The sequence below is a fragment of the Rhodococcus sp. H29-C3 genome (genome assembly GCF_030063405.1).
Lineage (GTDB): Bacteria > Actinomycetota > Actinomycetes > Mycobacteriales > Mycobacteriaceae > Rhodococcoides.
On sequence record NZ_JASITC010000004.1, the window covers coordinates 481,266 to 494,583 of the forward strand.

13 protein-coding genes are annotated in these 13,318 nt (G+C 62.0%); 8 read left to right on the plus strand and 5 right to left on the minus strand.

All coding sequences use genetic code 11. The features are described from left to right. Positions 1-44: 44 nt before the first annotated feature. Both msrA and msrB read right to left on the minus strand, forming a co-directional pair. Complete coding sequence (gene msrA / locus QMK32_RS12390; protein ID WP_269303959.1) at positions 45-563, minus strand: peptide-methionine (S)-S-oxide reductase MsrA; 519 nt, start codon at positions 561-563, stop codon at positions 45-47. Beyond that, positions 560-1,039 carry a peptide-methionine (R)-S-oxide reductase MsrB gene (msrB, locus tag QMK32_RS12395; RefSeq protein WP_283475234.1) on the minus strand — a complete coding sequence of 160 codons (480 nt, stop codon included), beginning with the start codon at positions 1,037-1,039 and terminating at the stop codon, positions 560-562. Before msrB ends, msrA begins: the two co-directional genes overlap by 4 nt. Before the next feature lie 174 nt (positions 1,040-1,213). On the opposite strand from msrB, the gene secA2 reads away from it, so the two are divergent. Continuing rightward, entirely contained in the window at positions 1,214-3,523 is a 2,310-nt protein-coding gene (gene secA2, locus QMK32_RS12400; RefSeq protein ID WP_283475235.1) for an accessory Sec system translocase SecA2, read from the plus strand. On the opposite strand, the gene QMK32_RS12405 is transcribed toward secA2, so the two are convergent. Beyond that, positions 3,520-4,107 (minus strand): TetR/AcrR family transcriptional regulator C-terminal domain-containing protein, encoded by a 588-nt coding sequence (locus QMK32_RS12405; RefSeq protein WP_283475236.1) that lies wholly within the window; start codon positions 4,105-4,107, stop codon positions 3,520-3,522. The two genes, secA2 and QMK32_RS12405, sit on opposite strands and share 4 nt — an antisense overlap. Before the next feature lie 114 nt (positions 4,108-4,221). Here QMK32_RS12405 and bioB point away from each other — a divergent pair, with 114 nt between their 5' ends. Genes bioB through QMK32_RS12420 form a run of 3 tightly spaced genes read left to right on the plus strand, consistent with a single transcriptional unit; the run spans position 4,222 to position 6,116 of the window. Next, positions 4,222-5,235, plus strand: a complete 1,014-nt coding sequence (bioB, locus tag QMK32_RS12410) for a biotin synthase BioB (RefSeq protein ID WP_269303954.1) — start codon at positions 4,222-4,224, stop codon at positions 5,233-5,235. A gap of 9 nt (positions 5,236-5,244) precedes the next feature. After that, positions 5,245-5,460, plus strand: a complete 216-nt coding sequence (gene bsaP, locus QMK32_RS12415; protein WP_283475237.1) for a biotin synthase auxiliary protein BsaP — start codon at positions 5,245-5,247, stop codon at positions 5,458-5,460. 17 nt (positions 5,461-5,477) lie between these two features. Beyond that, positions 5,478-6,116, plus strand: a complete 639-nt coding sequence (locus QMK32_RS12420) for a DUF2567 domain-containing protein (RefSeq protein WP_283475238.1) — start codon at positions 5,478-5,480, stop codon at positions 6,114-6,116. Here QMK32_RS12420 and QMK32_RS12425 read toward each other — a convergent pair. Next, a complete protein-coding gene (locus tag QMK32_RS12425) occupies positions 6,099-6,794 on the minus strand; it encodes an NUDIX hydrolase (RefSeq protein ID WP_283475239.1) in 696 nt (231 codons plus the stop codon). The two genes, QMK32_RS12420 and QMK32_RS12425, sit on opposite strands and share 18 nt — an antisense overlap. 163 nt (positions 6,795-6,957) lie before the next feature. On the opposite strand from QMK32_RS12425, the gene nadA reads away from it, so the two are divergent. Genes nadA through QMK32_RS12445 form a run of 4 tightly spaced genes read left to right on the plus strand, consistent with a single transcriptional unit; the run spans position 6,958 to position 10,876 of the window. Next, the gene (gene nadA / locus QMK32_RS12430) at positions 6,958-7,992 is read left to right on the plus strand and encodes a quinolinate synthase NadA (protein WP_283475364.1); all 1,035 of its coding nucleotides are present in this window, start codon (positions 6,958-6,960) and stop codon (positions 7,990-7,992) included. Next, positions 7,989-9,623, plus strand: coding sequence for an L-aspartate oxidase (locus QMK32_RS12435; RefSeq protein WP_283475240.1), 1,635 nt, complete (start codon positions 7,989-7,991; stop codon positions 9,621-9,623). The genes nadA and QMK32_RS12435 overlap by 4 nt, the downstream gene beginning before the upstream one ends. Before the next feature lie 2 nt (positions 9,624-9,625). Beyond that, positions 9,626-10,492: a carboxylating nicotinate-nucleotide diphosphorylase gene (gene nadC / locus QMK32_RS12440; RefSeq protein WP_283475241.1), complete on the plus strand. Its 867-nt coding sequence runs from the start codon at positions 9,626-9,628 to the stop codon at positions 10,490-10,492. 12 nt (positions 10,493-10,504) lie between these two features. Then, a complete protein-coding gene (locus tag QMK32_RS12445; RefSeq protein WP_084346750.1) occupies positions 10,505-10,876 on the plus strand; it encodes an RNA-binding S4 domain-containing protein in 372 nt (123 codons plus the stop codon). 541 nt (positions 10,877-11,417) lie between these two features. Here QMK32_RS12445 and QMK32_RS12450 read toward each other — a convergent pair. Then, the gene (locus tag QMK32_RS12450) at positions 11,418-12,986 is read right to left on the minus strand and encodes an ABC transporter substrate-binding protein (protein WP_283475242.1); all 1,569 of its coding nucleotides are present in this window, start codon (positions 12,984-12,986) and stop codon (positions 11,418-11,420) included. Positions 12,987-13,318 lie beyond the last annotated feature (332 nt).

Here is a 13,318-nt window from a genome sequence, read left to right on the forward strand (position 1 = left end):
CCCCGAGCTCGAGCTCGGGGCCACAACACGTGAAGATGTGCTCGTCAGCTGGTGGCGGCTTCGCGGTGTGGAAGCTTCCAGCCGGGACGAACGAAGTGACACGTGTAGCCACTCGGGTAGTTCTGCAGGTAGTCCTGATGCTCGGGCTCTGCCTCCCAGAACGGTCCGGCCGACTCCACTTCGGTGACGACCTTGCCCGGCCACAGACCCGACGCATCTACATCGGCGATCGTGTCGAGGGCGACGCGCTTCTGCTCCTCACTCGTGTAATAAATCGCCGAGCGGTAGCTGACACCGACATCGTTGCCCTGACGGTTCTTCGTGGAAGGGTCGTGGATCTGAAAGAAGAACTCCAGGATGTCGCGGTAGGAGATCTGCTCCGGATCGAAAACGATTTCCACGGACTCGGCGTGGGTTCCGTGATTGCGGTAGGTCGCGTTGGCGACGTCACCCCCGGAGTATCCGACGCGAGTAGAGGCAACACCCGGCCGATGCCTGATCAGTTCTTGTGCTCCCCAGAAGCAGCCTCCGGCGAGGATGGCGGTCTCGGTAGATGTAGTCACTGCTGCGCTCCTTCGTCTGAACTATCTTCGATGCTGTCGAACTTTGCGCGATAGTCACCGTAACCCTCGGCCTCGAGGCGATCGACGGGGATGAACCGCAGCGCTGCCGAGTTCATGCAGTACCGCAAGCCACCATCGACCTTCGGACCATCTTTGAAAAGGTGTCCCAGGTGAGAGTCTCCGTTCGCGGACCGTATTTCGGTGCGAACCATCAGGTGGCTGAAATCTCGCTTCGCAACCACATTCTGCGGCTCGACGGGCCTGGTGAAGCTCGGCCACCCGGAGTGAGATTCGAATTTGTCCGCCGAGGAGAACAACGGCTCGCCCGTTACGACGTCCACGTACAGACCGCGCTCGTGGTTATCCCAGTATTCGTTGTCGAAAGCTCGCTCGGTGCCGTTTTTCTGAGTTACTCGCAACTGCTCGGGAGTCAACCGATCGAGTGACTGCTCGTCCTTGCTGTACGAATGCGACATCTTCTCGTCCTTCCTGCGGTTCTCTTCGCTGAAGAACCCAAATGAATCAACAACTGTCTCTTTGCATAATTCCCGTGTCATCCGGTTCATCCGGTCGAGCTCGTCGCTTCAGTAGTCTGGGAGAAAGAAGTACTGAGGCACCGTTGATTTTTCTTCGCAAGTAGGGATTGGTAGATGGCATTGGGTTCTGATCGACTCTGGCGAGTACTCGGCCGTTCGGCGCAGAAGGGTCAAGCTCGCTCCAGAAGTCGGGTGGACCTGGCGTCCGAACACGAGGACTGGGCGCGTGGTCTCACCGACTCCGAGCTCACCGCGGCGGCGATATCGCTTCGCGTCGACAGAAGCGAAGACCTCGACGTTCCGCGCTACCTGGCGCTCGTTCGTGAAGCGAGCGATCGGGCCGTCGAGCTGCGGCCTTTCGACGTTCAGCTGCTCGCGGCCGTCCGGATGATGGCGGGCGACGTGGTCGAGATGGCAACCGGTGAAGGAAAGACTCTTGCGGGCGCGGTCGCGGCAGGCGGATATGTGCTCTCCGGTCGTCGTGTGCATGTCATCTCCATCAACGACTTCCTCGCCCGACGCGACGCCGCCTGGATGGCACCGTTGTACGAGATGCTGGGGCTGACGGTCGGGTGGGTCACCGAATCCTCGACGTCCGAGGAACGACGGAAGGCATATGCCTGTGACGTCACGTACGCATCGGTCAACGAGATCGGATTCGACGTTCTTCGTGATCATCTGGTCGACGACATCGCCGATCTGGTCGCGCCGACTCCTGACGTCGCGCTGATAGACGAGGCCGATTCGGTACTCGTCGACGAAGCACTCGTTCCCTTGGTCCTTGCAGGATCGGTACAGAAGGATGTGCCTGCGTCGAAGGTGTTCGAGGCGATTCGCGGCCTGGCGAAGAGCACCGATTTCGACACCGACGCCGACGGCCGAAACGTCTTTCTCACCGATGAGGGCGCTGCCCGGTTGGAGAAGGAACTCGGCGATATCGACCTGTACTCCGAGGAGCATGTCGGGACCACCTTGGTTGCGGTCAATGTCGCGCTGCACGCTCAGGTGTTGGTCCAGCGCGACGTGCATTACATCGTCCGGGACGGGAGGGTCCAGTTGATCAATGCCTCACGTGGGCGCGTTGCCGAGTTGCAACGGTGGCCGGACGGTCTCCAAGCTGCGGTGGAGACCAAGGAAGGACTGAAGCCGACGGAGACAGGGGAGATTCTCGACACGATCACCGTGCAGGCTCTGATCGGTAGATATCCGACGGTGTGCGGAATGACCGGTACTGCGCTGGCCGCCGGCGAACAGCTCAAGAAGTTCTATGGGCTCGGGGTTTCGCTGATTTCGCCCAACCGGCCGAACATTCGAATCGACGAGGCCGACCGTGTCTACGACACTGCCTCGAACAAAAATGCGGCGGTGGTGGCCTTCGTGAAGGAGGTTCACGAGCGAGAACAACCGATTCTTATCGGCACTCACGACGTTGCCGAATCCGAGGACCTGGCCGAGCAGCTTCAAAAGCAGGGAGTTCCGGTCGTCGTGTTGAACGCGAAGAACGACGCCGAGGAAGCCGGCGTCATCGCGGCTGCCGGCGTGATCGGAGCGGTCACAGTGTCGACTCAGATTGCCGGACGAGGAACCGATATCAAGCTCGGTGGACCCGGTTCCGATACGAAAGCCGCCAAGGACCGAGTGGCCGAACTCGGCGGGCTCCTCGTGGTCGGAACCGGTCGGCACACGACCGAGAGGCTCGACAATCAACTTCGTGGCCGCGCAGGCCGCCAGGGTGATCCGGGACGTTCGGTGTTCTTCTCCAGCTGGGAGGACGACGTCGTGACGGCGAATATCGGACCCAAGGAGCAGCCCAGGAAGCACGACGACACCGGGCTGATCACTTCGGCGGGTGTTGCCGGAAAGATCGATCATGCGCAGCGGATAGCCGAGGGCACGATGCTCGAAGTGCATTCACGCACGTGGCGGTACAACCAGCTCACCGCTGCGCATCGCGACATCCTCGACCGTAGACGTACGACGTTGCTCGCCACTGCTGACGCGTTGGAGCTTCTCACTTCCGCTGCACCGGAACGTGCTTCGGAGCTCCGCGCCGAGGTATCGAAGGACACACTGGTCGTCGCGGCCCGTCGAATCGTGCTGTTTCATCTCGACCGGGCGTGGTCGGACTACTTGGCACACCTCGCCGATGTGCGCGAGAGTATCCACCTGCGCGCGCTCGGTCGAGAGAACCCATTGGACGAATATCACCGAATCGCTGTCGAGGCGTTCAAGACCGTCTCGGACAAGGCGATGGAACAAGCTCATGTGACGTTCGAGACGGCCGAGATCACTTCCGAGGGAATCGATCTCGACAATGCGGGTCTGCAACGCCCGACGTCGACATGGACGTACATGGTGCACGACAATCCGTTTGCCTCCAGTGCGGGCAACAGCGCCGGACTGGGAGCCGTCTTCGGCGTCTAGAGCCGAGCGGAGGCACCCAGATTGTGCCGGACTCCGTCGATGAACAGCCCCAGGCCGAAATCGAATCTGCTTGTCGAATCAGGACTTTCGAACAGCGGGGACGCTTCTTCGGTGAGGGCGCCAACGGAGTCCATCTGCATACGTGACTGCTCGTCGACAGTCTGGCCCAGTACGTAATACAGCAGCGTGTCCGCAGTGAGCTCGGCGTCGCTGCGGCTCGAACCTGCTCGGATGCAGACTGCGGCGATGCGCTCGCGAACTCGGTTGGTAGTCAGTCTCGATGCATAGGTCGCGGCAACCAGTTCGGCGCCGTCTCGACGTGAAAGCAAGGCATCGCGTAGGCGGTGGGCAAGTTCGCGCACCTGCTCATCCCATCCGGCACGGGTCGGGGGTGCATCGACGTCGGTGAGAAGGTGATCGGCGATCGCGCCGAGGAGTGTCTGCTTGTTGGGAAAGTGCCAATACAGCGCGCCGGGTTGGACGTGCAGAGACGTTGCCAACCTGCGCATCGTCAGATCGCCGAGCCCGTATTCGTCGAGGATCGATATCGCGCCGTCGAGGACGTCCGCTCTTCGCAGTTGCACTCGGCACTCCTGTTCTTCGGTTCGGCTTTGACAGTATCCGACCGCCAGCATAACCTGAACGCCGTTCAACTTGAACGGTGTTCAATTATGCTCGTATGACCGAAGGAGTAGTTCGTGACCCAGATATCTGTGCAGTCCGACATTGTCGACAGGGCGCGTGCGCAAGTGCTCGAGAACGGTGAGGGGCTTACGCAGAGTCAGGTGCTCGAGATCCTTCGGCTGCCGGAGGAAAGGTTGGAGGAAGCGCTGGCGCTGGCGCACGAGGTGAGAATGGCCTGGTGCGGTCCCGAGATCGAGGTCGAAGGGATCATCAGTCTCAAGACTGGCGGTTGCCCCGAAGATTGCCATTTCTGCTCGCAGTCAGGCCTGTTCGAGTCACCGGTTCGCGCTGCGCGCCTCGACATTCCCTCCCTCGTGGAGGCTGCCAAACAGACGGCCAAGTCCGGAGCCACCGAGTTCTGCATCGTCGCTGCAGTTCGTGGTCCGGATGAGCGACTGCTCGCTCAGGTGTCAGCAGGCATCGAGGCGATTCGCAACGAAGTCGACATCGACATCGCGTGCTCGCTCGGCATGTTGACCCAGGAGCAGGTCGATCAGCTTTCTGCGATGGGAGTTCATCGCTACAACCACAATCTCGAAACTGCCCGCTCGTATTTTCCGCAGGTTGTCACCACCCATACGTGGGAAGAGCGCTGGGGCACATTGGAGATGGTGCGAGCGGCAGGAATGGAGGTGTGCTGCGGAGGGATTCTCGGGATGGGGGAGTCGCTGGAGCAGCGAGCGGAGTTCACCGCGGATCTGGCTGCCCTGGAACCGGACGAGGTGCCACTGAACTTCCTCAATCCGCGACCGGGAACTCCGTTCGGAAACCTCGACGTACTACCACCGTCCGAGGCGCTCCTGGCTGTTGCCGCATTCAGACTGGCTCTGCCGAGGACGATTCTGCGATTCGCCGGTGGGCGCGAGATCACCTTGGGTGACCTCGGCGCGCAAAAGGGCATTCTCGGTGGCATCAATGCCGTGATCGTCGGCAACTACCTGACCACTCTGGGACGGCCTGCGGAGGAAGATCTGGACCTCCTCGGTGAGCTTCGGATGCCGATCAAAGCCTTGAACTCGACCATCTAAGGTGGAGGCGTGACTACCGATCAGCGCTACAGCCTGCACACGGGCAAGCCCGTGGTGCCCGGTGTGGACGAGACTGTCACCGAGGCGGCTCGGCTCGGTCTGGAACCGCCACGGTTCTGCGCCGAGTGTGGTCGACGCATGGTCGTGCAGATTCGTCCGGACGGATGGACCTCGAAGTGCTCGCGTCACGGATCGAACGACTCCGCGACTTCGGGAAGGCGATAGGACCAGTGGATTCGACGATGGAATCGGACCGCGCCGCCTTCGACGGGGACGCGGCACCGATACCTCGGTTCCGGATCTTGGCCATAACTGTCGCCGTTGCTGTCGGGGTCGGAGCTCTCGCCGGCGTGTGTTGGGCCCTTCTGGCCCCGGCAGAACATCTCGTCGTTCTCGCACCCGGACGGGGTGCACCGTTGACCGGAGAGAGCCTGCACCGGTTCGATTCGGTCGCCATCTTCTTGTGCATCACCCTCGTCGCAGGGGTACTTCTCCCGGTCGGATTCTGGATGTGGACCGAGCGCCGCGGCCCGGCAATGGCCCTCGGGTTGGTGCTCGGTTCCTTTCTGGGGTCGGCAACGACGCTGAGCCTCGGGGTGTGGATCTCCGGAATCCTGCACAGTCGACCGGACGATCCCGCCGTCGGATCCGTTGTCACGCGGGCTGCAGGCGTGGAATCTCCGCTGGTGCTGATCGTGCAGGCACTGGCGACCTCGTTCGTCGTGCTGCTCCTTGCGGCGATGAACCCGCACGACAATCTTCGATTCACGCTGGACGACGAGGAATCAGAGCCCAGTGCGAATTCTGTCGCCGAGGACGGAAACAGAGCCCGGGGTCCACTATGGAACGACGAACATTCTGATCTAACTGGGCGGACGTAAAGCGGCGAACTCGTCGGTGACGCGCAAGGAAGCGTCGGCGAATCTGTAGAGAGCGGGTGGGCGACCTCCTGCCTTGCCGGACGGTGAAGTCTTGCCCGTCGCCTCCAACACTTTTCGACGCCCGAGCACGCGTTGGAGATTTGTCGCATCCACTTGGTAGTCGAGGGCAGCGGCGTATATCTCGCGCAGCGTGGACATAGCGAATTCGACTGGCGCAAGCGCGAATGCGATGTTGGTATAGGACAGTTTCGCTACCAATCGGGTTCGTGCGTGTCGAACGACGGTCCGGTGGTCGAAGGACATGTCGGGAAGCCGCGCGACCGGATGCCACTCGGTGTCTACCGGCAGTTTCGGGTCCGTGGAGATCGGGACCAGGCCCAGGAAGGTCGAGGCGATCCGTCGGTCTCCGGGTACCCGATCGGGGTCGCTGAAGACGGACAATTGTTCGAGGTGGGCGACTTTTCGGACGTCGACCTTCTCGGCGAGCTGGCGACGAGCGGAGGAGGGGAGATCCTCGTCGGATTCGAGGACACCACCGGGAAGCGACCACGAGCCCAACTCCGGCTCGAGTGCGCGCTGCCACAGCAGGACTCCGAGTTCGGGGCTCTGGCCTGCGGTGAAGGTCCGAACCTGGAACACCGCGATCAGTACTTCGTGGACGGTGCTACGATGAATCATGTTTTCGATCATAAGTCGAAAACCCCATCATAGGAAATCCGGACTTTTCGGGCCGGATAATCGGCGAAGGAGTACCGCCATGGCGAGCAGTGCAACCGGCTACGAGACCAAAGGCTCTACGGCCACTGCTGCGACGGTCGATGTGTCGACAATGAGCGGTTCCATGCAGCTGGAATCGAGCTGGGCTGGAGTGTCCGACATCGTCGACGGACCGGGAGGATACGGCGGCGTGGAGCCGACGCAGGAGTGGGCAGCCGAGATCAAACGGCTTGCGCGCCTGCGGGGAGCCACCATTCTGGCTCACAACTACCAGGTTCCCGCCATCCAGGACATCGCCGATCACGTCGGAGATTCACTGGCACTCTCGCGTCTGGCCGCGGAAGTTCCAGAAGACGAGATCGTTTTCTGCGGCGTGCACTTCATGGCAGAGACTGCCAAGATTCTGAGCCCGAACAAGACCGTCCTCATTCCGGATCAGCGTGCCGGCTGCTCGCTTGCGGACTCCATCACCGCCGACCAGCTCCGCGAGTGGAAGTCCGACTACCCGCACGCCGTCGTCGTGTCCTACGTCAACACGACCGCACAGATCAAGGCACTGACCGATATTTGCTGCACCTCCTCCAATGCCGTCGAGGTAGTCGAATCGATCGACCCGAGCCGTGAAATTCTGTTCTTGCCGGACCAGTTTCTCGGTGCGCATGTCAAGCGGATCACCGGTCGAGAGAATCTCCACATCTGGGCAGGCGAATGCCATGTCCATGCCGGCATCAATGGTGACGAACTCGCCGAGAAGTCTCGAATGCATCCTGACGCAGAACTGTACGTCCACCCCGAATGCGGTTGTGCCACATCGGCTCTCTACTTGGCAGGTGAAGGTTTCGTCACGCCGGACAAGGTCAAGATTCTCTCCACCGGCGGGATGCTCGACGCCGCGCGCACTACCGGGGCCAAGCAGGTACTCGTTGCAACCGAGATCGGGATGTTGCATCAACTGCGGCGCGCAGCGCCGGACGTCGACTTTCAGGCAGTCAACGATCGAGCATCGTGCGGGTACATGAAGATGATCACCCCGGCTGCATTGCTGCGCTGCCTCGTCGAAGGTAAGGACGAAGTGCATGTGGATCCCGAGACCGCACACACCGCGAGCAAGTCGGTACAACGGATGATCGAGATCGGTAACTCTGGCGGCGGCGAGTGACACTGTCCTTCGGGGGAGGGACCACGCCGGTCTCGATCACGTGGGAGGCTTCGGCCGATCTCGTGGTGGTCGGCGGTGGCGTCGCGGGCCTCAGTGCAGCAATAGCAGCCGGCCGGCGGGGACTGCGCGTCATCACCGTGAGCAAGGGCGGTTCGGCGGACACGGCGACACAGTACGCCCAAGGCGGGATCGCAGTCCCAGGTTCGGACGCCTCCGGTGATTCCATCGACGATCATGTTGCCGATACCTGCGTGGCCGGAGCAGGCCTGTGCGACGAGCCTTCGGTTCGTTCCATCGTCTCCGGGGGTCCCGACGCAGTAGCGGCGTTGGAAGCATTGGGTGCGGTCTTCGACCGAGGCGCCGATGGCAAGGTGGCGCGGACACTCGAAGGCGGACACTCGCGAAGTCGGATCATTCATTCGGGAGGCGATGCGACTGGCGCCGAAGTGCAACGGGCACTTGATGTCTCGGGTCAAGCTGTATTGTTCGGCACTGCTGCCGTGTCCGTGCTCACGGCGCGAGGCGAGGTCAGCGGACTGCTCGCATCCTCTGCCGAGGGAATGGGCGTGATCCATTGCGCTGCCGTACTGGTGGCCACTGGTGGTGTGGGCCAGTTGTACTCGTGCAGTACCAACCCGCCGGGCTCGACTGCCGACGGAATTGCGCTCGCGCTCGCCGCTGGTGCTCAAGTGTCGGATCTGGAGTTCGTACAGTTCCACCCGACGGTGCTGTTCGCTCCAGGTTCGGAGGGACGACGACCATTGGTCAGTGAAGCTGTACGCGGCGAGGGCGGGCACCTTGTCGATCTCGACGGCATCCGGTTCATGGACGGTCTCCATCCGCTCGGGGACCTGGCTCCACGCGATGTGGTGTCGCGAGCTATCGCCGAACGACTGCGTATCACCGGTACCGACCATGTCCTGCTCGACGCACGTGCGATCCCCGGGTTTTCCAGACGGTTTCCTACCGTCACCGCCTCGTGTCTCGCAGCCGGAATCGATCCCGTCGAGCACCTGATTCCAGTCGCCCCCGCGGCGCACTATTCCTGCGGTGGCATCGTCACCGATGTGTGGGGCCGCACAACTGTGCCGGGACTTCTCGCTGCCGGCGAGGTGGCGCGAACCGGTCTTCACGGCGCAAACCGATTGGCATCGAACAGTCTTCTCGAGGGACTGGTCGTCGGCAGACGTGCTGGAATTGCAGCCCTGGAACGACTCGGCAGCCCCCGCGTCGATGCCGAACCAATCCTGCCGTCGATGCGCACAGTGCCGCGGCGCGATCTACAGGCTCTGATGACCGAGCACGTGGGAGTTGTCCGTGATGATAACGGCCTGGCCCACACGGCGTCGGTGCTGGGCTCGGCAGTGGACCTGGCATGGCCGGACACCGCCCTGTCGCACGATGCCGTCACTCTGATCGAAGATGCAGCACTGACGGTGACCGCATCGGCATTGGTGAAGGCGGCAACTGCCCGACCCGAGAGTCGTGGGTGCCATACCCGCAGGGACCATCCAACGGCTTCGGACGCACTGCGGCGCAGCACGCGAATTCGTCGGGCCGAGGACGGTTCACTCGAATTCGTGTTGTCCTCCAACAAGATACGGCCACCGGCCATGACAGGAGTGAGTTGACAGTGAGCGCACTGACCGAACAGGGACTCGACCCACACGAGGTGCGTGCACTCATCCGAACCGCCCTCGACGAGGACCTGCGCTACGGGCCGGACGTAACCACCATTGCGACCGTCCCCGCCGACGCCGTCGCGTCGGCATCCGTCGTCGCCCGCCAGGCCGGAACTGTGGCCGGGATCGACGTAGGGCTGCTCGTCCTCGACGAGGTCATCGGTGAAGGGGCATACGAGCTCGTCGATCGAGTTGCAGACGGAACCGAAGTCGAAGCCGGACAGTCGGTTCTGAGCCTGGCAGCGCCGACGCGTTCTCTGCTGACCGCGGAACGGACGATGCTCAATCTGATGTGCCATCTGTCCGGCATCGCCACCACGACTGCGGCTTGGGTTGCCGAGGTCGCAGACAGTGACGCGAAGATCCGTGACAGCCGCAAGACCTTGCCCGGTCTTCGTGCCCTGCAGAAATACGCCGTCCGCGCCGGGGGAGGAGTGAACCATCGCATGGGCCTTGGCGACGCTGCTCTGATCAAGGACAACCACGTCGCCGCTGCGGGCTCGATAGTCGCCGCGCTGCAGGCAGTTCGCGCTGCCGCGCCCGATATCGACTGCGAAGTCGAGGTCGACAGCCTCGAGCAGTTGGACGCAGTACTCGCCGAGGGCGTCGAACTGGTGCTACTCGACAACTTCGCGTTGTGGCAAACCCAGATGGCGGTTCAGCGACGCGTGAAACTCTCACCGCTCACCAAGCTCGAGTCCTCGGGTGGACTCACCCTGGATGTAGCGCACGATTATGCGAAGACCGGTGTCGATTTTCTTGCGGTCGGGGGTCTCACCCATTCGGTGACGGTTCTCGACCTCGGACTCGACATGTAGGTTGTGTTGTCGATGGTCGAAACACAGAGTGTGCGGGTCGACAGCTGGGTCTGGGCGGTCCGCCTGTTCAAGACGCGGTCGGCTGCTGCGGCAGCCTGCCGATCCGGTCATGTCCGCGTCAACGGCACCCCAGCCAAGGCAGGGCAACGTATCGGTCCTGACGACGAGATCCGCTTGCGAGTCGACGGCGCCGAGAAGATCGTTGTGGTTACGCGTGCAATCGCCAAACGTGTCGGTGCCGGTGTCGTGGCGGAATGCATGATCGACCGCAGCCCACCGCCACCGCCGAAGGAAGTTCTCGCCTCGCAACCGCGGCGAGACCGCGGCGCAGGCCGACCGACCAAACGCGAGAGACGCGACCTCGACAAGCTTCGAGGTATGTGAGCGGAACTATTTCAAGTTGTATTCTAACGATTTGGTTTGTCTCCGAAACGGCACCAGAACGCGGAGGTCGGGCACCGGACGTCCCCAACGAATACGTCGGGTCGACGACGATCGAAGCCAATCTGCGTGGCGTGTCGATCCCCCTGTCGGACTTGCGGGTGGTGGGGAATGACGGGCCGTACACGGGGCGCGCCCTGAATGTGACCGCCGGGGCGGTCCGGGTTAGCGCAGCACCGAGCGCTCGACAAACCGCGCTCGGAGTCGACCGACTTCACTCTGCTGTGAGAGTGAACGAGTTATCGCCGGGGTGAGTGAACACCTTTTTTATCGAGTGAACCCCCAAGCTCTTCCGAGAACAACCGGCCCCGGTTACCAGAAAGGGTGCGCGGTCAGCGCGACAGCGGCATATGCACCGAGCCAACTCGACCACAGGTGCCAACGGGACTGCCCCGGGTTCAGTCGACTCTCCGTCGACCGCACCGGGGCAGTCCCTACCCTCTCTACGAAGGCGCAGGAATTCGAGGCGTTCGCCTCGGGGTCCCTATTCGATCCATGCCTGGTCGAGCAACATGATGGCATCGAGCGACGGGACTACGCCGTAGACGTTGTCGGTCCATGGCACGAAACTGTGACCAGCCGCGAGCGGCAGGAACGGAGCCGTCGAATTGACCTCGGTCTGCAGGTCGGCTAGTGCCGCGCGCTTCGCATCGTCATCCTTCGCTGTCTGGACATCACTCAGGATTTTGTCCATCTTCGGGTCGTTGACTCCGATGATGTTGTTACTCGAGGTGCTGTTCAAAGCGCTGTACAGGCGCGTGAATGGGGCTGGATCCGCGATGCTGTACGAGCCGGTGGAAATATCGAAGTCTTTGTCGACGTAAAGGCGCTTGACGACATCGGTGACCGATGCTCCGTATTCGATGGTCACGTCGATACCGACCGGCTGCAACATCGCCTGAATGGAAAGAGCCGTGGCCTGTCCGGACTGCGTCTGAGTTGTGAAGTACGTGATCTTCCCGTCGAAGCCGTCTGCTTTTGCCTCGTCGACGAGTGCCTTCGCCTTATCGGTATCCAGCGGCACAGGGGCGATGTCGTTGTGCCACTTGGACCAGGACTGGAACATCTCGGTGCCGGGCATGCCCTCACCGTTCTTGGCGCGCGTGTCGACGACGGTGGGGTCGATGGTCATTTGCATCGCTTTGCGCACCCGTACGTCGGCGCCGGGACGGCCCTCGCGCTGGTTGATCTGCACAATGGAGTTGCCGAGGCTGACGGTCTCGAGGTATCCGGGCAGGGTGGCCATGGCAGTGTCCACGGCGTCGTCGTTGATGAGGAACGCCATCTGGATGCCCCCGCTGTTGAGCGCGTCGATCTTGGGTTGGTCATCCTTGATGGCTACGAACTTGAGGGTGTCCAAGTTCGGTTTGCCGTTCCAGTAGTCCTCGCGGGCTTGAAGCACCAGGTCGGCACCGGGGGTGAGGCTCTCCATCGTGTACGCGCCGGCACCGATCGGCTTGAACGTGCCGTCTGGCTGATCCGAGCCGGCGGCGACGATCATGCCGTGGCCGAAGGCGAGCATGGAGGGGAACTCGGTCCATGACTGGTTCATCGTGTAGGTCACGGTGGAGGCGTCGGTGGCCTCGACGGACTTGACGCCGGCGGTGAAGGCCTGGCTGTTACCGCCGCGATTCGTGTTGAAGCGGTTGGTGCTGGCGACGACGGCTTCGGCGTCGAGCGGGGTGCCGTCGCTGAACTTGACGCCGTCACGGAGCTTCAGGGTCCAGACCGTCGCATCGTCGTTCGCGTCGAGTGATTTCGCCAACTGCGGCTCGAAGGCTTCGGTGGTTGCGTCGTAGCGGACAAGTAGGTCGTAGACCGCCGCCATCTCGGTGCCGCCCGTGGAACCCGCGGGCTGGGTCTTGGCGGGATCGAGCGTGGAGACTGGGGAGTAGCCGGCGAAGCTCAGCGTGCCGCCCTCAACCGGATCGCCGCCCTTGCCTTGATCGCCAACAATGCCGATAGACCCGGGCGCGGACTGGGCGTCGGTCGAACCAGAGCCGTCGTTGTCGCTATTACTCGTGCAGCCTACGAGTAACAGGCCGCTGGCCATGGTGGCGATGGCAATAGTGCCAAATCGTCGTTTGCCAGGAAATAGCATCGTGCTCCTCCAGCTCGTTCGGGGCGGTCCATCACGTGATTTCCACTTGATCAAGCGCTTGATTGTCTTGTAGCAGCAGAAGGCTACCAAAAACAGTGGGATGCCGAGGGATAAACGAAATCCTACGGATAGCATCCGGACGGAGGCGTGCGCACGAACTGATGACCGTCCAACTTCGGCATGAGTGGCTACGAGCAAACAGCTCTCAACTTCGTCACCGCCGATGGCTACTATCGTCAAGATGAATGCCAACTGAACTTGCTGCGCCGCTGGATGGCGCTGGG

Bases quoted from the DNA above. Each gene is read 5' to 3' on its own strand.
- QMK32_RS12425 (WP_283475239.1), bottom strand. From the start codon at position 6,794: ATGATTCATCGTAGCACCGTCCACGAAGTACTGATCGCGGTGTTCCAG.
- msrB (WP_283475234.1), bottom strand. From the start codon at position 1,039: ATGTCGCATTCGTACAGCAAGGACGAGCAGTCACTCGATCGGTTGACT.
- QMK32_RS12445 (WP_084346750.1), top strand. From the start codon at position 10,505: ATGGTCGAAACACAGAGTGTGCGGGTCGACAGCTGGGTCTGGGCGGTC.
- QMK32_RS12420 (WP_283475238.1), top strand. From the start codon at position 5,478: ATGGAATCGGACCGCGCCGCCTTCGACGGGGACGCGGCACCGATACCT.
- secA2 (WP_283475235.1), top strand. From the start codon at position 1,214: ATGGCATTGGGTTCTGATCGACTCTGGCGAGTACTCGGCCGTTCGGCG.
- QMK32_RS12450 (WP_283475242.1), bottom strand. From the start codon at position 12,986: ATGGCCAGCGGCCTGTTACTCGTAGGCTGCACGAGTAATAGCGACAAC.
- nadA (WP_283475364.1), top strand. From the start codon at position 6,958: ATGCAGCTGGAATCGAGCTGGGCTGGAGTGTCCGACATCGTCGACGGA.